This window comes from Clostridium sp. 29_15 (assembly GCF_001916075.1).
Classification (GTDB): domain Bacteria; phylum Bacillota; class Clostridia; order Clostridiales; family Clostridiaceae; genus Clostridium; species Clostridium lentum.
In genome coordinates this window covers 44,301-66,989 of sequence record NZ_MNRT01000022.1, presented here as the reverse complement: position 1 = coordinate 66,989, position 22,689 = coordinate 44,301, and the positions used below count along the sequence as shown (strand labels likewise).

At 29.4% G+C, this 22,689-nt stretch carries 22 protein-coding genes and 1 pseudogene; 11 read left to right on the top strand and 12 right to left on the bottom strand.

The features are described from left to right. Positions 1 to 19: 19 nt before the first annotated feature. The 9 genes from BHW04_RS04245 to BHW04_RS04205 form a co-directional block, all read right to left on the bottom strand. On the bottom strand, positions 20 to 1,189 hold the full coding sequence (locus BHW04_RS04245) for an aspartate aminotransferase family protein (protein WP_302699004.1): 1,170 nt from the start codon (positions 1,187 to 1,189) through the stop codon (positions 20 to 22). A gap of 28 nt (positions 1,190 to 1,217) precedes the next feature. After that, the gene (gene argB, locus BHW04_RS04240) at positions 1,218 to 2,072 is read right to left on the bottom strand and encodes an acetylglutamate kinase (RefSeq protein WP_302699003.1); all 855 of its coding nucleotides are present in this window, start codon (positions 2,070 to 2,072) and stop codon (positions 1,218 to 1,220) included. 13 nt (positions 2,073 to 2,085) lie between these two features. After that, positions 2,086 to 3,306: a bifunctional ornithine acetyltransferase/N-acetylglutamate synthase gene (gene argJ, locus BHW04_RS04235; RefSeq protein ID WP_302699029.1), complete on the bottom strand. Its 1,221-nt coding sequence runs from the start codon at positions 3,304 to 3,306 to the stop codon at positions 2,086 to 2,088. 20 nt (positions 3,307 to 3,326) lie between these two features. Then, positions 3,327 to 4,361, bottom strand: a complete 1,035-nt coding sequence (argC, locus tag BHW04_RS04230; protein ID WP_302699002.1) for an N-acetyl-gamma-glutamyl-phosphate reductase — start codon at positions 4,359 to 4,361, stop codon at positions 3,327 to 3,329. After that, entirely contained in the window at positions 4,349 to 5,749 is a 1,401-nt protein-coding gene (argH, locus tag BHW04_RS04225; protein WP_302699001.1) for an argininosuccinate lyase, read from the bottom strand. Before argH ends, argC begins: the two co-directional genes overlap by 13 nt. A gap of 2 nt (positions 5,750 to 5,751) precedes the next feature. Beyond that, entirely contained in the window at positions 5,752 to 6,975 is a 1,224-nt protein-coding gene (locus tag BHW04_RS04220) for an argininosuccinate synthase (protein ID WP_302699000.1), read from the bottom strand. A 253-nt stretch (positions 6,976 to 7,228) separates the two neighbouring features. Continuing rightward, positions 7,229 to 8,053: a hypothetical protein gene (locus tag BHW04_RS04215; protein WP_302698999.1), complete on the bottom strand. Its 825-nt coding sequence runs from the start codon at positions 8,051 to 8,053 to the stop codon at positions 7,229 to 7,231. Positions 8,054 to 8,145: 92 nt separating this feature from the next. Beyond that, complete coding sequence (locus tag BHW04_RS04210) at positions 8,146 to 8,526, bottom strand: DUF4363 family protein (protein WP_302698997.1); 381 nt, start codon at positions 8,524 to 8,526, stop codon at positions 8,146 to 8,148. Further along, on the bottom strand, positions 8,523 to 9,326 hold the full coding sequence (locus BHW04_RS04205) for a YetF domain-containing protein (RefSeq protein WP_302698995.1): 804 nt from the start codon (positions 9,324 to 9,326) through the stop codon (positions 8,523 to 8,525). Before BHW04_RS04205 ends, BHW04_RS04210 begins: the two co-directional genes overlap by 4 nt. Positions 9,327 to 9,492: 166 nt before the next feature. Here BHW04_RS04205 and BHW04_RS04200 point away from each other — a divergent pair, with 166 nt between their 5' ends. From BHW04_RS04200 to nudC, 7 genes are all read left to right on the top strand, one after another. Beyond that, positions 9,493 to 10,953, top strand: a complete 1,461-nt coding sequence (locus BHW04_RS04200) for a nucleoside kinase (RefSeq protein ID WP_022212922.1) — start codon at positions 9,493 to 9,495, stop codon at positions 10,951 to 10,953. Between the two features lie 175 nt (positions 10,954 to 11,128). After that, positions 11,129 to 11,809 carry an L-serine ammonia-lyase, iron-sulfur-dependent subunit beta gene (sdaAB, locus tag BHW04_RS04195; RefSeq protein WP_022212923.1) on the top strand — a complete coding sequence of 227 codons (681 nt, stop codon included), beginning with the start codon at positions 11,129 to 11,131 and terminating at the stop codon, positions 11,807 to 11,809. Position 11,810: 1 nt separating this feature from the next. Further along, positions 11,811 to 12,695, top strand: a complete 885-nt coding sequence (gene sdaAA, locus BHW04_RS04190) for an L-serine ammonia-lyase, iron-sulfur-dependent, subunit alpha (RefSeq protein ID WP_022212924.1) — start codon at positions 11,811 to 11,813, stop codon at positions 12,693 to 12,695. 190 nt (positions 12,696 to 12,885) lie between these two features. Further along, entirely contained in the window at positions 12,886 to 13,725 is an 840-nt protein-coding gene (locus BHW04_RS04185; protein ID WP_302698993.1) for a hydroxyethylthiazole kinase, read from the top strand. A gap of 184 nt (positions 13,726 to 13,909) precedes the next feature. Next, entirely contained in the window at positions 13,910 to 14,536 is a 627-nt protein-coding gene (locus BHW04_RS04180; RefSeq protein WP_302698991.1) for a hypothetical protein, read from the top strand. Between the two features lie 60 nt (positions 14,537 to 14,596). Continuing rightward, positions 14,597 to 14,983 (top strand): lactoylglutathione lyase, encoded by a 387-nt coding sequence (gene gloA / locus BHW04_RS04175; RefSeq protein ID WP_022212927.1) that lies wholly within the window; start codon positions 14,597 to 14,599, stop codon positions 14,981 to 14,983. Between the two features lie 148 nt (positions 14,984 to 15,131). Further along, positions 15,132 to 15,959, top strand: a complete 828-nt coding sequence (gene nudC, locus BHW04_RS04170) for an NAD(+) diphosphatase (RefSeq protein WP_022212928.1) — start codon at positions 15,132 to 15,134, stop codon at positions 15,957 to 15,959. Between the two features lie 163 nt (positions 15,960 to 16,122). On the opposite strand, the pseudogene BHW04_RS12285 reads toward nudC, so the two are convergent. Beyond that, positions 16,123 to 16,313, bottom strand: a pseudogene (locus BHW04_RS12285) (IS701 family transposase); the annotation flags it as partial. A gap of 204 nt (positions 16,314 to 16,517) precedes the next feature. Here BHW04_RS12285 and BHW04_RS04165 point away from each other — a divergent pair. Further along, the gene (locus tag BHW04_RS04165) at positions 16,518 to 17,765 is read left to right on the top strand and encodes a glycosyltransferase family 2 protein (RefSeq protein WP_022212929.1); all 1,248 of its coding nucleotides are present in this window, start codon (positions 16,518 to 16,520) and stop codon (positions 17,763 to 17,765) included. 43 nt (positions 17,766 to 17,808) lie between these two features. Here the strand turns inward: BHW04_RS04165 and fba are convergent, their stop codons facing one another. Next, on the bottom strand, positions 17,809 to 18,672 hold the full coding sequence (gene fba, locus BHW04_RS04160) for a class II fructose-1,6-bisphosphate aldolase (protein ID WP_022212930.1): 864 nt from the start codon (positions 18,670 to 18,672) through the stop codon (positions 17,809 to 17,811). Between the two features lie 209 nt (positions 18,673 to 18,881). Between fba and BHW04_RS04155 the strand changes: the two genes are divergently transcribed. Both BHW04_RS04155 and BHW04_RS04150 read left to right on the top strand, forming a co-directional pair. Further along, complete coding sequence (locus BHW04_RS04155) at positions 18,882 to 19,718, top strand: PHP domain-containing protein (protein WP_302652692.1); 837 nt, start codon at positions 18,882 to 18,884, stop codon at positions 19,716 to 19,718. A gap of 197 nt (positions 19,719 to 19,915) precedes the next feature. Continuing rightward, on the top strand, positions 19,916 to 20,680 hold the full coding sequence (locus BHW04_RS04150; RefSeq protein ID WP_022212932.1) for an EFR1 family ferrodoxin: 765 nt from the start codon (positions 19,916 to 19,918) through the stop codon (positions 20,678 to 20,680). Positions 20,681 to 20,759: 79 nt separating this feature from the next. Here BHW04_RS04150 and BHW04_RS04145 read toward each other — a convergent pair whose 3' ends face one another. Further along, complete coding sequence (locus tag BHW04_RS04145; RefSeq protein WP_022212933.1) at positions 20,760 to 21,524, bottom strand: DeoR/GlpR family DNA-binding transcription regulator; 765 nt, start codon at positions 21,522 to 21,524, stop codon at positions 20,760 to 20,762. A 379-nt stretch (positions 21,525 to 21,903) separates the two neighbouring features. Here BHW04_RS04145 and rbr point away from each other — a divergent pair, with 379 nt between their 5' ends. Then, a complete protein-coding gene (gene rbr, locus BHW04_RS04140) occupies positions 21,904 to 22,482 on the top strand; it encodes a rubrerythrin (protein ID WP_022212934.1) in 579 nt (192 codons plus the stop codon). Positions 22,483 to 22,689: the final 207 nt, after the last annotated feature.

Below are 22,689 nucleotides of genomic sequence, written 5' to 3'. Positions count from 1 at the left end.
AAAAACCCCCTTAAATCAATTAACTTAGACATTTTAATAAAATGGCTAAGCCTTTTTTTATTTCGATTTCACTTATAGTAAGTGGTGGCAGAAGTCTCACTACATTTTTGCCAGCAGTTAGTATTAAAAGACCTTTTTCAAGAGCTTTCTTTTGTATTTCATCTGGAGGACAAGAGACTTCAATGCCAATCATAAGACCTAAGCCACGTATATTTTTAACTAAAGGCAGCTTTGATTTTGTAAGTGTTTGTCTTATAAATTTCCCCTTGGCTTGTACAGATGATAGTAATTCATCATTACAAATTTGATCTAAGACAGCCAATGCACCAGCGCATACCACTGGATTACCACCAAAAGTTGAACCATGATCGCCAGGTGTAAAAGTATTAGATAATTTTTCATTACAGAGTATAGCACCAATAGGTAGACCTCCGCCTAAGCCTTTAGCAAGTGTAATAATATCAGCTTCTACACCAAACTCCTGAAAGCAAAAGATATGACCTGTTCTACCTAGTCCACATTGAACTTCATCAAAAATGATTAAAACATCTTTTTCTTTACATACATTACATACTTCTTGTACAAAGTTATTATTTAATAAATTAACTCCGCCTTCTCCTTGAATTGCTTCCATTATAATAGCACATACATCATCAGTAAGCTTTTCTTTGAAATCTTCTATAGAATTAGGTGTTACGTAGTCATAGCCATCTGGAAATGGATCAAAGTATTTATGGAACTTATCTTGTCCAGTAGCTGTAAGGGTAGCTAAGGTTCTTCCATGGAAAGAATCTTTTAAAGAAAGAATTTTATTTCTTTTTCCACCATATTTCATATAGCTATATTTTTTTGCTAGTTTAAGGGCACCTTCATTTGCTTCTGCACCAGAGTTGGAAAAAAACACTTTACTCATTTTAGAGATTGTAGTTAATTTATTAGCTAATTCAACAGTAGGAGTGCTTAAAAAGATGTTTGAAAGATGAGCAAAAGAATTAAGCTGATTTAAAATAGCTTCATTTAATTTTTTATTGTTATAACCAACAGAGCTAACGCCAATTCCACTGGTAAAATCTATATATTTTTTATTATTTTCATCAAATAGGCAAGAACCTTCTCCATGAGTAATTATTATAGGCAGAGGAACATAAGTATGCATTAAACATTCATTAGCTTTTTCAAATAAATTCATTGAAAAACCCCCTTAATTAATTGATAATTTAAAAGATTTCTGTTCCAATTCCTTTTTCAGATAGTAGCTCAAGTAGTATAGCATGAGGAATTCTACCATCTATAATAACTGATTTTTTTACACCAAGGCGTACAGCTTCAACGCAGCAACTTATCTTAGGTAACATTCCGCCTTGAATTACTTTGTCTAAAGTAAGCTTAGGTATTTCATGAAGCCTTAAGGTGGAAATTAATGAAGAAGAGTCCTGAGGATTCATCAGTACTCCTGGAACATCTGTCAGTAAAAGAAGTTTTTCTGCCTTAAGAGCGGCAGCAACTTTAGAAGCACAAGTATCAGCATTGATGTTATAGCTATCTTTATGGTCATTATCAGTACCTATGGAAGCAACCACAGGAATGTAGCCTGCTTCAATGGCTAACTTTAAAGGGGCCGTATTCACATTAGTTATTTCACCAACATATCCTAAGTCCACATCGGAATTTATCTTTTTACAAGTAATAAGATCACCATCTATACCTGAAAATCCCAATGCTTTACCACCACAATGACCAAGAAGTTTCACAAGATCTTTGTTGACTTTTCCAGCAAGAACCATTTGAGCAACATCCATGGTATCTTTATCAGTATATCTTAGACCATTAATAAACTTACTTTTATGATTTATTTTCTTTAAAGTACCACTAATATCAGGACCACCACCATGAACAATGATGGGATTTATTCCTATACATTTCATTAAAACAATATCGTTGATGATAGTTTTGGTTAATTTATCATTAACCATTGCATTGCCACCATATTTTATCACCATGGTTTTACCATAGTAGGCTTGTATAAATGGTAAGGCTTGAATTAATATATTTGCATGTTCACTATGATTCAATCTAATTCACTTCCTAACTTCTATAATCGCCGTTAATTTTTACATAGTCATAAGTTAAATCACAGCCCCAGGCAGTAGCAGAGGCATTGCCAGAATGTAAATTAATATTTATCTTCACATAATCCTTTAATAATATTTCTTTGGCTTTACCTTCATCAAATTCTACATAACAGCCATTTGCACATACTAGTATTGAATCTGTTTCACAAGCAAATTCAACAGTTACTAAATTAGGATTAAACTCAGTATTAGCATATCCTAAGGCACAAAGTACTCGGCCCCAGTTGGCATCGCTACCAAAAATAGCAGTCTTAACTAAGCTAGAGTTAATTACACTTTTAGCAAGAATTTCTGCCGATTTCTCATTCTTACAGCCAGAGACATTACATTCAATTAATTTGGTGGCACCTTCACCATCTTTGGCAATTTCCTTAGCTAAATGGATATTAAGGGTATTTAATGCTTCAAGAAAAGTATAGTAGTTATGGTCTTTTTCATTTATGTTATCATTATTAGCTAAGCCATTAGCTAGTATCACAACCATATCATTAGTACTGGAATCGCCATCAACACTTACTCTGTTATAGGATATATCAACAGAAGATTTTAAGGCTTCTTTTAAAAGTTTTGCATCAATATTTAAGTCTGTAGTTATAAAAGAAAGCATGGTAGCCATATTAGGATGAATCATACCAGAACCTTTGGCCATGGCACCTATAACTACAGGAGTACCGTTAATTTGGAATTCAATGGATATTTCCTTCGTAGCTGTATCAGTAGTAATTATTGCTTCAGCAGCAGAGTGTCCCCCATAACTATTAAGCTGAGCTATAGCTATAGGGATACCATCTTTAATAGCATCAATGTTTAAGGGAACTCCTATTACCCCAGTAGAAGCAACTAAAACATTATCAGCTTTTATATTTAAGGCTTTTCCACAAAGAGAAGCCATTTTTTTAGCTTTTTCTAAACCATCATCACCTGTGCAAGTATTGGCATTACCACTATTAATTATGATAGCTTGCGCACATTTATTGCTTAAATGCTCCTTGGTGATAAGCAGTGGAGCACCTTTAACTTTATTTTTTGTATAAACGCCACATGCAGTAGCTGGAACGTCCGAATAAATAATAGCTAAATCTTTTTTTAAGGAACTTTTTTTTATGCCGCAATGAACTCCTGCAGCCTTAAACCCCTTTGGTGCAGTAACACCATTATTTATATTAATTTTAATTTCAATAACCTCCTTAAAAATTAAAATGGAGGGCTTATCATATTTAGCCCGCAATTTTCATTTAGTCCGAGAATTAAGTTTAGGTTTTGTATAGCTTGTCCTGCTGCACCTTTAATCATATTATCTATGGTGCTGACAATTATTAATTTATCTTTTCTATAGTTTTCATGTAATGAGATTTGACAATTATTAGAGTACTTGACGTTTTTAATTTCTGCTGTAGTATTTAAAGGTAATACTTGAAGGAATTTTTCATTTTTATAAAACTCATCATATATTTGATGTATTGATTTAAGTGATAGATTATTTTTTGTTTCGCAATAAATTGTTGAAAGAATACCTCTATTTATTGGTAGAAGATGAGGAGTAAAGGTTACTTCTATAGATTCGCCAGCAATAGATGAGAGTGTTTGTTCAATTTCAGGAGTATGCCTATGACAGCCTATGTTGTAAGGGACAAAGTTTTCATTTAATTCAGGGTAGTGACTTTTAAGAGAAAGTCCACGCCCAGCACCAGTAGCACCAGATTTGGAATCAATAATTATATTGTTTGTTTTAATTAATGAATTTTTTAGTAAAGGCATTAATGCTAAAGCAATGCTTGTTGGATAACAGCCAGGGTTAGCAATAATACTACAATTTTTAATTTTTTTACGGTTTAATTCAGGAAGTCCATAAACGCTAAGCTTATGTAAATCACTATTTATAAAATTTTTACCATACCATTGTTGATAATCTTTTTCAGAATCAAGTCTAAAATCTGCACCTAAATCGATGATTTTCTTTTTTCTTTCTAAGGCTTTTAGAGCAAATTTTTCGCTAAGTCCATGAGGAAGAGCAGTGAATATTACATCACATTTCTCAATAACATTCTCAGGATTTTCGCAAATTAAATTGATTTTATTAATAAGAATTTTATAGATGGAAGCTATTTCTTCACCTTTAAAAGATGAAGACGAAATAGCTTCAACAGTAACCAAAGGATGGGTTAAAAGTAGCCTTAAAAGCTCTATGCCCACATAGCCTGTAGCACCAATAATTCCTACTTTAGACATTTTAGCACCTCCAATTTTTCACCTATGAAGTTTTCTAAAAGGGAAATTTGATTTTGCACTGATGAGGAGCTAGGGCCTCCCATAACGCTTCTTCCTTCTACACAAGTTATTAAATCTATGGCTTTATATACATCTTCTTCAAAGAAAGGAGAAAATGATTTAAATTCACCTAAAGTTAAATCGTAAATAGTCTTATTTTCGTCTATGCAATATAAAACGATTTTACCAACTATTTCATGAGCATTTCTAAAGGCTTCACCTTTTTTTACTAGGTAATCAGCAACATCAGTGGCATTGGTAAATCCACCAGAAGCAGCTTTATTCATTACATCCTTTTTTATTTTCATGGTATCAAGCATTCCAGTAAAGGTTTGGATTGATAGTAGTACAGTATCAAGTCCATCAAATAAAGATTCTTTATCTTCCTGCATATCTTTGTTATAAGCTAAAGGAATTCCTTTCATTACAGTTAAAAGCGTCATTAAGTCACCATAAACACGGCCTGTCTTACCACGAACTAATTCTGCTACATCAGGATTTTTCTTTTGAGGCATTATGCTACTACCAGTACTATAAGCATCATCTAATTCAACAAAGTTAAATTCATCTGTACACCAAAGGATCACTTCTTCTGAAAAACGTGAAAGATGCATCATTATAAGTGAAAGGGCAGATAATGCTTCAATGGCGTAATCTCTATCTGAAACGGAATCAATACTATTTATTGTAGGATTATTAAAGCCAAGTTCATTACTGACAAAATTTCTATCTATAGGATAAGTAGAAGTGGCCAATGCACCGCTACCTAAAGGCATTTCATTCATTCTATCATAGCAGTCTACAAGTCTGCCGTAGTCTCTTTTAAGCATTTCAGCATAAGCCATTATGTGATGAGCAAAAGTAATTGGCTGTGCTTTTTGCATATGAGTATAGCCAGGCATTATGGTATTTATATTTTCCTTTGCTTTATTTAAAATTACAGTTTGTAAATTTAATACCTGGTTGGCTACCACTATTAAATATTTTTTTACATATAATTTAGTGTCTAAAGCCACCTGATCATTACGACTTCTGCCAGTATGAAGTTTTTTTCCTTCATCACCAATATAATATGTTAGAGTACTTTCAATAAAACTATGGATATCTTCTGAAGCATTATCTATATCAATAACTCCGTTTTCTATTCTTTTTAATATTTCATTTAATCCATTCACTATTTTTTCACTGTCCTTTGATGATATTATTCCTTGTCTGCCAAGCATTTTTACGTGAGCAAGGCTTCCTATAATATCTTCCTTATACATACGAGAATCAATAGAGATTGAGGCATTAAAGGTATTTACTAATTCATTAACGCCAGATTTAAATCTTCCTCCCCAAAGCTTCATGGTTATTGATCCTGTTTCTTAATTGCTGAATGCACTTTTGAATTTACTATTGTAGGAAGACCAAAAAGATTTATAAATCCTTCAGCATCTTTTTGATTATAGACACCATCTTTACCAAAAGTAGCATATTCTTCGCTATATAAGGAATAAGGAGAAGTCATACCAGCATTTACGATATTACCTTTATATAATTTTAATTTAATTTCACCAGTGACAGTTTCCTGTGTTTTATTGACAAAGGCAGATAAGGCTTCTCTAAGAGGAGAGAACCATTGGCCATTATATACTAAGTCAGCAAATTTTAAGGCAATGATTTCTTTATAGTGGGCAGTTTCTTTATCTAAGCATAATTCTTCTAAGTCTTTATGAGCTTTATAAAGTATAGTTCCACCAGGAGTTTCATAGATACCACGAGATTTCATCCCTACAAGTCTATTTTCTACCATATCAATGATACCAATAGCATTCTTTCCACCAATCTCATTTAATTTTTCCATTAATGCAACACCAGAAAGTTTTTCACCGTTTAAGGCAATAGCAATACCTTTTTCAAAAGTTAAGCTTATATAAGTAGCTTCATCAGGTGCATTTTCTAAAGTGTTAGAAAGTTCAAGAATCTTATGATATTTTGGCTCATTTTCAGGATATTCAAGATCAAGACCTTCATGGCTTAAGTGCCAAAGGTTTTTATCCTTACTGTAGTTTGTTTCATAAGTAATTTTTAGCGGAATCTTATGCTCTTCAGCATATTTAATTTCTTCCTCTCTAGATTTTATGTCCCAAATTCTCCAGGGAGCAATAATGTCCATATCAGGAGCAAAGTGCTTTATAGCAATTTCAAAACGTACTTGGTCGTTACCTTTTCCAGTACAACCATGACAAATAGCATCAGCACCTTCATTAAGAGCAATTTCTACTAATCTTTTTCCAATGATAGGTCTTGCAAAAGAAGTTCCAAGTAAATATTTTCCTTCATAAATAGCACCAGATTGAATAGTGGGGAATATATAATCTTCCACAAATTCTTTAGTTAAATCTTCAATATAAATTTTAGATGCCCCAGAAGATAAGGCTTTTTCTTTTAAGCCTTCAAGTTCATCTTTTTGCCCCACATTTCCAACAACAGCAATAACTTCACAGCCATAATTTTCTTTTAACCAAGAGATAATTATAGATGTATCTAATCCTCCAGAATAAGCTAGTACAACTTTATTGTATTTTTTCATAGATATAGCCCCCTTTATATACCAAACCAGATATTTCTTATTTTAAAATTAATTTCCAAATACTTATATATATGATTATATTCCGAGGTGAATAAATATGCAACGATCATTTTTAAAAATGCATAAAAACTTTATATTTAGCTTTAAAATGCATAAAAACTTAATATGAATGTATAAAATATGTAGTGATAAAATAAAAATAGCATGAAGTAGTATATTTAAAAGTTTTAAAAAAATATACTACTTTATGCTATTAATAAATGACAACAGTACGACAAATATTTTTAAAAGAAAGAGTAGAGCCATTTTTACAAGTTACATAAAGGGTTAATGGAAGGCTTCCTCTAAAATCACTTGGAATATCCTTAGGGGATATTGAAACTGTATAGTGTGATTCATTAGAAGAAGTTGAGTTTTTATTTAAAGCTATATCTGCCAAGAACTCTTTATCATAGCCATCTATTTCTACCCATACCCTAACAGGTTGGAAATCAGAAAGTTCATAAGTATTGAAAATATTTATACCAATGGATGCACTATCATCAGAAGAATCAATCTTTTGATCAAATACTTCTGCTTTTAAAGGATAGTAGTCAGTACTTATTATATGTTCAATTTCATTTGCTCTAGAATTAGTACCTTCTGTAATAATTCTATATTGATAATTTTTGCTATAATTGAATGATAAATCAGCACTATAACATAAGGTTGAATTTTCATTTAAAGATATCTTAGTCCAATTAGATGGATTTTCCTCATCAGCATAAATTATGTATGGAATTTCTCCATTTTGTAATTCTTTAAAATATACATTAAAAGAAAGTGTATATGTATCATCAGTAAAAACAGATGATAAAAGACTTATATCCAATGAAGAAACAAAAGAAGCTTTCTTGGATATTTCAGATGGTAAAGAATCAATTTTATTTTCTAAAGAATTTAATTCATTCTTTATTTCTGATATTAAGCTTGAATTTGAATTTATATAATTACTTAATTCCATGGTTTTATTAATGAGAAATAAGTTTAAAATAATATTTGTACCTAATAAAAGGTAAGATATTTTGATTTTTTTCATTGCCATTCCCCTTTTTTTATTTAATTCCATAACGACTTTCATTATACACTAAACAAGAAAAAGATGGTAATATATAATATAATTAACAAAAATTAAAATATATTTTTTAAATCAGGTACTTGAAGGTCTTTTATATGTTGTGCTGCAAATTTCAATAGATGTAGTGAAGTAGAAGCCTCAGACATATCATCTTTTTCAATATAGACTGTAAGCTTTAGAGCTTCGTTTAATAACACGTCATAATCAAGATGATTAATATAAATTGAAGGAATAACAGCTTCTTCATCAAGACGGCTAAAAATAATCATAGCAGCTTCAAAGCTTTCTTCTTTATTTTCACTGGATAGTCCATATTCTAAAAACTCACAATCGTTGATTGTATCTGTACATAAATTTTTAAATTTCATATCTGAATAAAATAAAAAAGATATTAAAATCAAAAAAATAAAAATTGAAATTAATGAATTTTTCATTTGTCCTCCTCAATATATTCATCATATCTTTGAAAAAAGAATTTTCCTTCGGTATCAGTCATAGCTAGAATTATTTCTTCAATTTTTCCTGCTTTATGTTTATCTAATTCATGTTGTATCCAAGCTTTATTTTTTCTACTGCTAGTTAATGAATTATTATTAATACGGCCATCAAGAATGTATATAATAGGTAATCTTGGTGGAGAGGTACTGGAACTTTTATTATTTTTACAAGATGACTTCTGCTTTTGAGTATCTGAAGAGAAACCATTTCCTTCACTAGCACTATTATTAGTAGGTTGAGTATTGCTTGAACATTTAACTATAGGACTTGGAGAACTAGAACTTGAAGCAGAGCTTGAGCTAGTCAAAAATGATAATTGTCCGTTATTTTCCAAAATTGCATACTCAATTTCATTTAAATCAAAGTAACCAGCTAGTCTAAGTTCTTCCATAAGCTCATCTAGATTGATTTGTTGTTTTGAAAGAGCCTTCATATTTATCTTGCCTTTATGAACTAAAATTACTGGCTCACCTTCTAATATTTTTCTCGCCAATTGGCTTTTAAGTTGAAGTTGAGTCAGAATTGTTTTTATAAATAGCAATGTAATTATAGGTATTATACCTAAAATTAAAGGAAGACGCGTATCTTGCATTGGAAGTGCTGCTAAATCTGAAATCATTATTGTTATTACAAATTCGTAAGGTTGTAACTCTCCTATTTGACGTTTTCCCATCAATCTCATCACCAATATTACCAGTGAGTAGAGAATAATGGTTCTTATTAATACTATAAACATATGCTAAAACCACCTCAAAATAAGTATTTGTAAATATTACTCTTTTATGCAAAGTATATCTTTTATAAGCAGAAAGATTTTAAGACAAAATAATATAAAATGATAGAAAAAAATCTTTTTATGTATATAATAAAAATAAGAGGTGAACAGTTTAGGAGGAAGAATTATGGACAATATACGAAATAATTCTAGAACACTACAATTTATATTTATAAAAGCAGTTTTAGATTTATATAAAGATGCAACAGTAACTATGGAACATAGTATAGGAAAATGGGTATTTGGAGAAATTCATAAGAAAGATCCTTTAACTGCTGAAGAAGTAAATGATATTAAGAAGGAAATACAAAAACTAATTGATAAAAATTATCCTATAAAGCGAATTAAGGTAAAAAGAGAAGATGCAATAAAAATTTTTCAAAACTACGGTATGGAGGATAAAGTAAAGCTATTGCAGCAAACAAGCTTTCAAGTAGTAACTTTATATGAATTAGATGGAAGATATGATTATTTTTATGGACCAATGTGGGAATCAACAGGTGTCATTAAAAATTTTGATGTTAAGTTTTATAATGGCGGATTTATTTTAGGATATCCAATAGATGAAAATTTAATGATAGTAAATAAATTTGTAGAACAAAGAAAGCTCACCAATATATTTAGAGAAACTGAAAAGTGGTTAAATATTTTAGGAATAGGGGAAGTTGGCTCATTAAATGAAAAAATATCAAATGGAGAGCTAATTGATTTGATTATGATAAGCGAAGCTCTTCATGAAAAGAAAATTGCTCAAATATCAGATATGATAAGTGATAAAAAAGAGATAAAAGCTGTTTTTGTATCTGGACCAAGTTCATCAGGGAAAACGACCTTTGCCCATAGATTAGCTATTCAGTTGAAGGTAAATGGATTAAGTCCAATACCAATATCTCTTGATAATTATTTTGTTAATAGGGAAGAAACTCCAAGAGATGAAGATGGAGAATATGATTTTGAGTCAGTAAAATCTATAGATGTAAAATTTTTTAAAAATCAAATGAAGGAATTATTTGAGGGTAAGGAGGTAGAAATACCTATATTTAATTTCTTAACAGGATATAGGGAAAAATTAGGTAACAAGGTGAAAATGCCTAAAAATGGCATCCTGATAATTGAAGGAATTCATGGACTTAATCCAATTTTGACATCTTCCTTAGATGAAAATAATATCTTTAAAATTTATATTTCAGCATTAACACAGTTAAATTTGGACAATCATAACAGAATTTCCACAGCTGATGTAAGACGTGTGAGAAGAATTGTTAGGGATAGTTTATCTAGAGGTAAAAATGCAGAAGAAACATTGCTTATGTGGCCAAGTATAAAGAAAGGTGAGGAAAAAAATATTTTTGTTTATCAAGAAGAAGCAGATGTTATGTTTAATTCTACTTTAGTATATGAATTATGTGTATTAAAGAGAAAGGCCCTAGAAGAATTAGATAAAGTAAGTGCAGATAGTAGTGTTTATGATGAAGTAAAAAGGCTAAAAGCATTTTTAGGATTTTTTGATGAGATAGATAAAGCACTGGTACCAGAGAATTCAATTTTAAGAGAATTTATTGGAGGGAGCATCTTTTATAAATATTAATTAATATTTATAAATTGGTAATGGATAATTAGTAATTGATAATTGCTGATGAAAGTCTTGGACTTTCTGAAGAATATATTTGTGAAATTTTCTTAAACAGTTTCATCCATACTTAAACAGTTTCATCCATAATTATCAATTATCCATTATCAATTAAAAAGACTGGGGGTAGTTTATGAAAAGCGTAGGTGTATTTGATATTTTAGGACCAATAATGATTGGACCATCATCATCTCATACGGCAGGTGCAGCTAGATTAGGGAAGATAGCAAGGGCAGTTGCTGGAGGTGATATAAAAAAAGTTATCTTTTTATTACATGGATCTTTTGCTAAAACATATAAGGGACATGGCACGGATAGAGCTCTTGTAGCTGGTATATTAGGTATGGAACCTAGTGACTTAAGGTTAAGGAATGCATTAGATATTGCAGAAAAAGAAGGAATTAAAATAATTTTTCAGGAAGCTGATCTTGGTGATGTTCATCCTAATACAGTTAAAGTATTAATTGAAGGTCGAGAAGGTGAAGAATATGAAATGGTTGGTTCATCCATTGGTGGTGGAAGTATTAATGTTACAGAAGTAAATGGAAGTAATGTTGAGTTTACAGGAGCATATCCAACACTAGTGATTTCACATATGGATGTTCCAGGAGTTGTATCACAAGTTACAGCACTGTTATTTGAGTTAGATATAAATATAGCTTTTATGAAGGTAATTAGAAGCCAAAAAGGAAAAGAAGCAACTATGGTTTTTGAATTAGATGGAGAAATGACTGAGGAAGCTGTAGAACAAATTAAAAGCTTTGGATACATAAAAAAAGTTATTATGATTAATCCAATTAAGGATGGTGAGTAATATGCTAGAAGCTAAAAATGGTGAAGAATTATTAAGAATATGTGAATCAGAAAATATTTCTTTAAGTGAATATGCTATTAGAATAGAAATGGAAAATAGAGAAATAACGAGAGAAGAAGCTTATGCAAGAATGAGAGATGTATTGCAGGCTATGAAAGATGGAGCTAATGAAGGTAGGGCTAAAGAAGTTTATTCAGTTAGTGGACTTATTGGTGGAGATGGTTATAAAATGCAGAAATACCTAGAAAGTAAAGAGACTTTAACAGGTGATGTAATTGTAAAAGCCATGGCCATGGCGTTATCGTCATCAGAGGTAAATGCTTCTATGGGAAGGATAGTGGCTTGTCCTACAGCAGGATCTTGTGGAATATTGCCAGCAGTAGTTTTATCAGCAGGAGAAAGACTTAATAAAAGTGATGATGAATTAATAAATGCTTTATTTACTTCTTCAGCAGTAGGAATGATTATAGGAAGAAATGCAACTCTTTCTGGAGCAGAAGGAGGATGTCAGGCAGAATGTGGTTCAGCATCAGCTATGGCAGCAGCTGCTGTAGTTGAGATGATGGGTGGAACTGCAAAGATGTGCTTAGATGCAGGAGCTATAGTATTAAAAAATATATTAGGATTAGTATGTGATCCTGTAGCTGGTTTAGTGGAGATACCATGTGCTAAAAGAAATGCAGCAGGTGCTGTAAGTGCATTATCAACAGCAGAGTTAGTTATGGCAGGTGTTAGCTCTCATATTCCTTTTGATGATGCAGTAACAGCTATGTATCAAGTAGGTAAAAGTCTTCCATCTTCACTGAGAGAAACTGCTTTAGGGGGAGTTGCAATTACTAAAGCAGGATTGATTTTAAAGAAAAAAGTTTTTGGTGATGAAGAATAAGAAAATAATAAAAAGAAATTAGCTTTTAAATAAATATTAGATATAAAGTTTAAAATAGAAGTGGGCAAATTAATTTGTCCACTTTTATAATCCTTAAATAAAGGTATAATCCTTTAACACTATTGATTAAATATGAATACTATATTATAGGCATGTTGCACTCTAGATAATAAAGTGAGGATAATAAAAAATGAAACTTAGCAAAGAGTCGATTGCTGGTATTTTAGAAAAAGAAAGAAAAACTAACCCGAAAGTACATTATATTTCAGATATGACTAAAGCCAATGACTTTGCAGAAGCAGTGAGGATTTTTAATGGAAGAAGTATAATGGCTTATGGAATAGAAGAAATTCATGAAATAACTGCAGCAAGTAATTCATTAGTAATTGGATTAGAAACGCTGGATAATGGAAAGGTATTAGCAATGGAGAGAGCATTAAGGATAGCTAAGAAACGAAAAGTACCAGTATTATTGGATTTAACTGAAGTAAATATTTCATTATATAGAAAAAATACAGCTTTAAGCTTTTTGAATAGATACACAATAGATCTTGTAAAAGGAACGGTAGAAGAAGTACAGGCCTTGATAAGGTCACAGAAAAAAAATAGATGCAAGAAAAAAAATATAAAGGACGAGTATAGAGATTTTGCCATAAAAAATAAGACTTTTTTAATTGTAGAGGCAGAAGAATACTATATAACTGATGGATATAGTGAGTTTTATATAGAAAATAATAGTATGGATTTAAATAAAAAAATAGGATTAGGCTATATTTTCACTGCACTATTAGCAATAGCTATAGGAGGGGTTGATAATAGGAAAGAAGAAATGGTAGCCATATTGATAGCTGTTATGATATTTTCTATTGGATGCAGTTTAGAGGGAAATAAAATTAATGAGTGTTATAAGGATGGCTTTTTTAAGTTAAAGGAGTTATTTTTGGATGAAATAAAAAATATAGATGAAGAAAGGATATATGCTTTAGGAAAGATTATTTATAATTTTAAAAGTAAAAGAGTAAATGGATGAGAAATATAATAGATGCTTTAGTATAATATTAAAGCATCTTTTTTTGAAAAATATAGAAAAAATGCTACATGTTAATATTTACATAAAAAGATATTTGTATTAAAATAGGATATAATTACCAATGCAATATAGATAATTTTAAGATGTCAATTATAGATTAATGGTTAAAAGAGGAGAGGGAATTATGAAAGAAAAGAAGTTTACATGTGATGAAGAAATATTAAAATGGCTCACTGAAAAAAATTTATCAGGAATAATTAAGGGAATTAATCAAAATAAGGGAATTATAAATGAAAAAATAGCTTCTGTAATATATTGTAGGAGCTTTATTAAGAAATTTGAAGATGAGTATAATAAGATATTTAATAGTTTAGGATTTAAAATATCTAGGATTACTGATGATTATATTTATATAAGCTATATTGATAGCAAAATTGAGTTTTTTATAGCTAGTAGCGAATTTATGAGAAGATATGCTAGATTATTATTTAATAATAAAAATACTATTGATGATGCAATTTTAGACAAGTTTCAGCTTGTTAATACAGAAGAAAATATAAATAAATTTATTGAAAGATGCAATAATATTTTAGAAGATAGTCAGTATAAGTTAAAATCAGAAGTTGTAGATGGGAAAATAAGTAATATTATGAACATATTTAAAGGGGAATTATTGGCAAAAGTAAATGCAGAGATTTTTACAAGGAATATAAAGAAGTATTTAGTGAAAATAAATGGGGATGCTAAAAGAAATACAATTGCTTTCATTGATAGAATTAATACATGGAATAAAGTTACAGTAGAAGTATAGATTATTAAAATATATAATGTTAAAATAATTTTGTATTATTAAGTTTTAGGAGGAAATATTATGGGTGCAAAAATGTTACACACATGTATAAGAGTTGCTAATTTAGAAAAATCTTTAGAGTTTTATAAAGAAGTATTAGAGTTAGTTGAAACACGTAGAAAGGATTTTCCAGAGCATAAATTTACATTAGTTTATTTATCAGATAAGGAAGATGGATATGAGTTAGAATTAACTTATAATTATGATCCAGAAAAGCCATATGATATAGGTGATGGATTTAGTCACATAGCTATAGGAGCACCAAATATTGAAGAACTAAGAGAAAAGCATTTGAGTCTTGGTTATGAAGTTACCCCATTAAAAGGTCTTCCAGGAGAACCACCAAAATACTATTTTGTAACAGATCCAGATGGATATAAGGTTGAAGTTATTAGAACAGAGTGCTAATTATCATAATAGCTTAAGTAGGGTGTTTACTTTTAGTAGTGCTCTACTTAAATTATTACAAGTACTAAAATAAATTAAACAGTGCATATAGCTTTGATTATTCACTTAATTATCGAAGCGTTTAATTTAAAAAAAGGGGGAGGTAATTTTGAGTTTTGAGTATTTGAACTTTAAGTCTATATTAAATGAGCATGAGGAAGTGTTGCAAGAAGATGTATGCTTTGTTTTTTATGAAGGACAATTAATAGTTAAGTTTAATGCTAATGAAATAAATATTCCTAGGAGAAGGGAAATAGAAGAATTAGGTTTAACTATTAATAAAGAGTATTGCTTTGGTGAATTTAATATAGGCAAATGTTACATAGTTGAATGTGAAGACATAAAAAGACTGCCAATGAACTTTCAAATTATATCGTTATATCAATTAGGACAAATTGTAGATGAAGAAATTTTCTTAATAGCAGGAAGGGCTAATCATTTATTAAACTGGGATAATAGCCATAAATACTGCAGTAGATGTGGTTCGCCAAATATAAATAAAGAGGATGAAAGAGCTAAAGTTTGCACAAAATGTGGGACAGTAACATATCCAGTTATATGTCCAGCTATAATAGTAGCTATTACTAGAGGTGATGAAATACTTTTAGCACATAATAAAAATTTTGAAGATAATATGTACAGTATAATTGCTGGTTTTGTAGATGCTGGCGAAGATTTAGAAAGTACTGTGAAAAGAGAAGTTTTGGAAGAAGTAGGAATTAAGATAAAGAATATTAAATATTATGGAAATCAAACATGGGCTTTTCCTAATTCATTAATGATAGGGTTCTTTGCTGAATATGAAAGTGGAGAAATAAAGGTAGATGGCAAAGAGATACTGGATGCAGCATGGTTTAAGAAAGATAATTTACCTAATCTACCAAAGAAGATGTCCATTGCAAGAAAAATGATAAATAATTTTATAGAAAATAAATAATAAAGAAGAGCTACTTAATGGTTAATATCATTAATGTAAAAATTTTATGATAGGTATTTTCGCTTTTAATATTTAATGGTATAATCATATTCTAGTCATTCCTTATGTGATGTATTTTGGTTTTTAGCGAAAGTATTATATCACAAAAGAATGATTTTATTTATGTTTGATGCCTTGCTTGGACAAGCTTCATTGTGTGGGAAATTTTACTATTAAACTCTTTTTTGATATCATTGCATTCATAATACTTTCTAAGTGTTTTAACTGTAACTTAACTAGATATAAATCAAAATTTAATTGTTTAAAAAATTTGTATAATGATAATTTATCTGATATAATTGTATCTTGAAACATTTATGTATAGCTACTTGCTGTCATTGTTGTGTGTAAACTTAGTTATAGCAATAGTTTATCATAAATGTTTTTTATTTTATCTATTTGTAAAATTATTCAAGTGTTTTTGCATTATTATAGAAAATAAATATACATTACAATTTATTTGACAAAAAAATATATAAAATGAGATAATATGACTTGTGTCGAAATATAGGAGGAGTTATGTATAATTTTATAATAATTTTCAATAAAATAATGTTATTTTTATTTTTAACATTATACTCATATCAAATTTTTTATGCCATTATAGGTGTTTTAAAGAAAAGTAAAAATTTTAAAACAGATGTTAAAAATAGATATGCAGTTATAATAAGTGCTAGAAATGAAAGAGTTGTAATAGGTCAATTATTACAAAGTATTAAAAATCAAAATTATCCAAGCCAATTGATAGATATATTTGTGGTAGCTGATAATTGTTCAGATGATACTGCACAAATTGCTAGAGAAGCAGGTGCTATTGTTTATGAAAGAAATAATAAAAAGTTAGTTGGTAAAGGATATGCTTTAGATTATATTTTTAAAATAATAATGAGAGATTATAAAGAAAAAGAGTATAAAGGCTATTTTATTTTTGATGCAGATAATATTTTAGATAATAATTATATTTTAGAAATGAATAAGGTGTTTAATAATGGGTATAAAGCAATAACTAGTTATAGAAATTCAAAGAATTTTAATTCAAATTGGATTTCAGCAGGATATGCATTGTGGTTCTTACGTGAATCTAAATATCTTAATAATTCAAGAATGATTTTAAATACAAGTTGTACTATATCAGGTACTGGATTTTTAATAAGCCATGAAATAATAAAAAAGAATAATGGATGGAAATATCATTTGCTTACTGAAGATTTAGAATTTTCAATGGATATTGTATTAAATAATGAAAAAATAGGATATTGTCATAAAGCGAAATTTTATGATGAGCAACCTTGTACTTTCAAGCAATCTTGGAATCAAAGACTACGTTGGTCTAAAGGATTTTATCAGGTGTTTAAGAAAGATGGATGGAATTTATTTATAAATATATTTAAAAATAAATCTTTTTCATCCTTTGATATGTTGATGACTATAGCACCAGCTATGTTTATTTCTTTACTAGGATTGCTAGTTAATTTTACAGTATTTATAATATCTATATTAAATAAGACTGATATGTTATTAGTACATCAAGCTACATTAAGTATAATATTCACTATTTTTAATTATTATTTAACATTATTTGCTTTTGGTGCATTAACAACAATAACTGAATGGAAAGAAATTAGAGCTACAGCTTTTGAAAAAATACTATATACTTTTACTTTCCCTTTATTTATTGTAACATATATACCAATAGCAATAGTTGCTTTATTTAAAAAGGTTGAATGGAAACCGATAGAACACACAATAATAATAGAAAATACATAATAAGAAAGAGCTGCCATTAAGCAGCTCTTTTAATGTGGAAAAATTAAGCTTTGTTAATTGATCCGAATAATTCCATTTTTTCTTTAACTGTAGCTTTGATAGCTTCGAATCCAGGATTTAATAATTTTCTTGGGTCAAATCCTTTTCCTTCTAAGTCTTTACCAGCTTCTACATATTTTCTAGTAGCTTCTTGGAATGCTAATTGACATTCAGTGTTAACGTTGATTTTAGAAACTCCTAAAGATATAGCTTTTTTGATCATATCTTCTGGAATTCCAGTTCCTCCGTGTAATACTAATGGCATATTTCCGCAAGCTGTATTGATTTCTTCTAAAGCATCAAAAGCAAGTCCTTGCCAGTTTGATGGGTATTTTCCGTGGATGTTTCCGATACCAGCTGCTAACATAGTAACTCCTAAATCAGCAATTGATTTACATTCTTGAGCGTCAGCAACTTCACCTTTACCAACAACACCGTCTTCTTCTCCACCAATTGATCCAACTTCTGCTTCTAAAGATAATCCTCTTTCAGAAGTAACTTTTACTAATTCTTGAGTCTTTTCGATATTTTCTGCTATTGGGTAGTGAGATCCATCGAACATAACTGAAGAGAATCCAGCTTCCATAGCTTTGTAGCATCCTTCGTAGCTACCGTGGTCTAAGTGTAAAGCAACTGGAACTGTTATGTTTAATTCTTCTAACATTCCGTTAACCATACCAACTATTGTTTTGTAACCACACATATATTTTCCAGCACCTTCAGATACTCCTAAGATTACTGGTGAGTTATTTTCTTGAGCTGTTAATAATATTGCTTTTGTCCATTCTAAGTTATTAATGTTGAATTGACCAACAGCATATTTACCTTCTCTTGCTTTGTTTAACATTTCTTTAGCTGAAACTAACATGGCAATACCTCCGTGTACTTTAAATATTAATGGAGAATTAATTTAACTTATGTATACAAAATTCTCCCAAAGTTTATTATACCCTAAATATACAGGAAAGAAAACATAAAATAACAAAAATTAGCTGTTATATAGTATGAATTGTGGACAATACTAGATTAAATGATTAAAATTTAATTATAATAAAATATAAAAAGGGGAGAAAAGTTATGTTAGCAGATTTACATATGCATAGTTATTATTCAGATGGGACAATGTCTCCAAGAGAAATAGTGGAGGATGCAAAAAAAAGAAATGTTCAGTTAATAGCAATTACTGATCATAATGTTTTAGATTCATATACGGAGCTTAAAGAAGCAGCTGAAGAGTTTGGCATTAAGGTTATTAGAGGAGTAGAAATAGATGCAAGATTTGAAGATATAGTAGTACATATATTAGCATATAACTTTAAGGATAATGAAAAGTTATTTAATTTAGTACATAAAGCAAAAAAAGAATTATTAGAAACGAGTATTGAGCTTATAAAGAGAATGGAAAATGATTATGAAAATATAAGCAGTGAAGATTATGAAGCATATGATTATGATAGAAGAAAAGGAGGCTGGAAGGGAATTCATTATTTATTTGACAGAGGTATAACTAGTGAATTGTTCGAAGGTGTAAAATATTATGGACAATATAAATGTGGGCATGAGTATTTTGATTATCCAACTGTTGAAGAAGTGATAGACGCTGTTCATGAAGCTAATGGATATGTAGTTTTAGCACATCCATGTAATTATTATAAAAATAATACTAAAGAAGAGGTATTAGAAAAGTTAGAGAAGTTTAAAAGTATAGGTATTGATGGAGTTGAATGTTATTACCCTGCCAATAGTGAGATGATGACAGAAACTTGTATAGAATTTTGTAAGAATAATAATATGATTATAACCGTAGGTTCAGATAGCCATGGAGATTTTGGAGCTGTAAGTAAGGGCATTGAATACTATATAGGAGCAGTTAAGAAAGATAGTTCTGAATTAAATTTAAAAGATATGATTTAATAGAAAGAATATACATTTTAGGTAATTTTATTAATAGATTAGAGGACAAGAATCTAGAGTTTACAAAGATACTAGTATAAAAATTTTATGCAGTGAAATTTATTATAATAACAAAGTAAAAACTTGATATAGTAAGCACCCTTTAGCACTATAATATGTTATAAGGGTGTTTATTTTATAAAGAGGGTGGTTAGAAAATGATAAGAGCTGCTATAATTTATTTTTCAGGTACAGGAAACACAAAATTTGTAGCATGTAATATGAAAAAAAAGTTGGAAGAGAAGAATATATATACAGATTTGATAAACATTGAAGAAGATACTGTACTTCCATGTAATTATAAATATATAGTTATAGGGGGTCCTATATATGTTGATTTATATCCAGATATATTAGTTAACTATATAAGGAAGAATTTATATGGATATACAGGTAGGTGCATGTTATTTTCCACTCAATCCTCCAATGAGCCATCATCGGCTTTTCAAGATGTTTTAAATAGAGCTTCTTTTCTTAATGTGAAATACTGCCAATTTGTACAGATGCCTAATAATTTTTATAACTTTATGTTTAAAAAGACACCTAAAGATGAAGAAGAAAAACGGATAAAAGATGCTATTAAGGTGGGAAGTAAAGCTATAGAAGATTTTTTAAGTGGTGAAGAAAAAATATATCATACAAATTTTTTAAAAGTAGATTTTGTAAGAGCAGTCTATAAAATATTTTATCCCTATATCACAAAAAGATTAATAAAAAATATAGAAGTTGATTTGAAAAAATGTATTCATTGCAGGATGTGCGAAATTAGATGTCCAAGAAAAAGTATTCATATAAGCAATAAAGTAAGATTTAATGATAAATGCTTATTATGCCAAAGGTGTATGAATAGTTGTCCAAGAAATGCATTTTTATATAAGAAGAAAGTTTATGATAAATATGAACCTAATTTCAAAAAGTATTAATAAAAAATATAGGTTACTAAGAAATTAAGAGGGATACATTAAGTTTATGTATCTCTCTTAATATAAAGTCTATAATATATTAAATTAAAGTAATGTAAGCTTCACCAAGTAATTTAAGTATTGATTTTTCAGGTTGACTTTCTGTTATTATGGCATTAAAGTCAGAAATATTTGCAAAGATAAAACTGCCAGTAGTTTGGAATTTTTCATTTAATGTTACGATATAAAGTTCTTTAGAAATACTCATTATGGCACTTTTAGTATAAGCATCTTCTGAAAGAGCTGTACTGACAACACCATCAGCTAGGCTTATACCTGTACATCCAATAAAAGCTTTTGTACATCGATATTGTTTGATTTGTGCAATAGAATGAGAACCAATACTTCCACCAACAAATGGATTGTAGTCACCACCAATAAAAATAAAGTTTGTTTTACAGTTTTCAGGTATAAGTGATGATATTTCAAGCATATTTGTAATTAATGTTACATCTTTGTTGTTTTTTACAATTAATTTAGCAATCATATAGGAAGCAGTAGAGGCATCTAGAAAGATGGTATCTTTATCAGTAATTTCATTATAGGCTTTAATGGCTAACTTTTCTTTTAAATCTATGTTTTTAGAAACTCTCTTGTTAAATGATTCTACATTTGAATAGGATTGTTTTATATTAATGGCACCACCATAGGTGCGCTGCAATAAATTTTTCTTTTCTAAAAATTGTAGATCTTTTCTAATCATGCTTTCGCTGACATTAAACTCTTTGCTTAAATCTTTCACTAGAACTTTACCGTTGTTATTTAATAAATTTAAAATATGTTCATGACGTTCCTCAGTAAACATTATATGCAGCCCCTTATTAATATTATTTATTATCATTATATTATAAAAAAAATGGGAGTTCAATTGACTAAGTAGAATAAATAATATAAAATGATAATAAATGATAAAAAATGATAAAGAGAGGGAATATATGAAGAAGATAGTTTTTATGAGAAGGTTGGTGTGAATAGTCAATTAATTTTATCAGAATATGATTTATTGTTAATAAGGAAAGTAGGTAGAAATAAGTCTATCTACTTTTTTGATTTTATAAATATGCTGAACAATTATTATGTGAAAAGAAATATAAGTCTATAAAATTTTCAAAACTAGTTTTAAAATAGAATAAAATGGATATAATTTACAGTAAAGAATAATTGTTAATTAAGGAGTGTATTTTATGAGGTTAAAAGGGACAAGAACCGCTGAAAATTTATTAAAATCATTTGCAGGAGAATCACAAGCTAGGATGAGATATACTTATTATTCAAGCTTAGCTAAAAAAGAAGGTTATGTGGAAATTGCTAATATTTTAATGGAAATAGCAGAGCAAGAAAAAGAGCATGCCAAGAGATTTTATAAATTCTTAAAAGAAGATTTTAAAGATGAGGGGATTGAGATAACATCTACTTATCCAGTATCATATCATGATAATACTTTAGATAATTTAAAAGCTGCGGCATCAGGAGAAAATGAAGAATGGACAGTTCTTTATCCAGAGTTTGCAAAGGAAGCAAGAGAAGAGGGGTTTTCTGTTATTGCAACAGCTTATGAAAGAATTGCAGAGGTAGAAAAGAATCATGAAAAGAGATATAAAAAGCTAATTAATAACTTGCAAAATCATACTGTTTTTAAGAAAGAAGAATCAGTGCTATGGATGTGTACTAATTGCGGATACATCTATGAAGGGAAAGAAGCACCAAAGTCGTGTCCAGCATGCTTACACCCACAAGGATACTTTAAAGTTTATAATGAATAATTATAAATTAATGATGAATTATGAATGACAAAACTCACAGAGCTTTTAAATTATATTTTTTAAACTCCCCTAGGGGAGTTTATTACTTAAATTTATCATTTAAATATAAGTTCATAATTCATGAACTATTTTACTTCAATAAAAATTCATTGTTGATTCCAGCCATTATTATCACTCCTTGGAAAAGTTTACATTAGTACAAAGAAA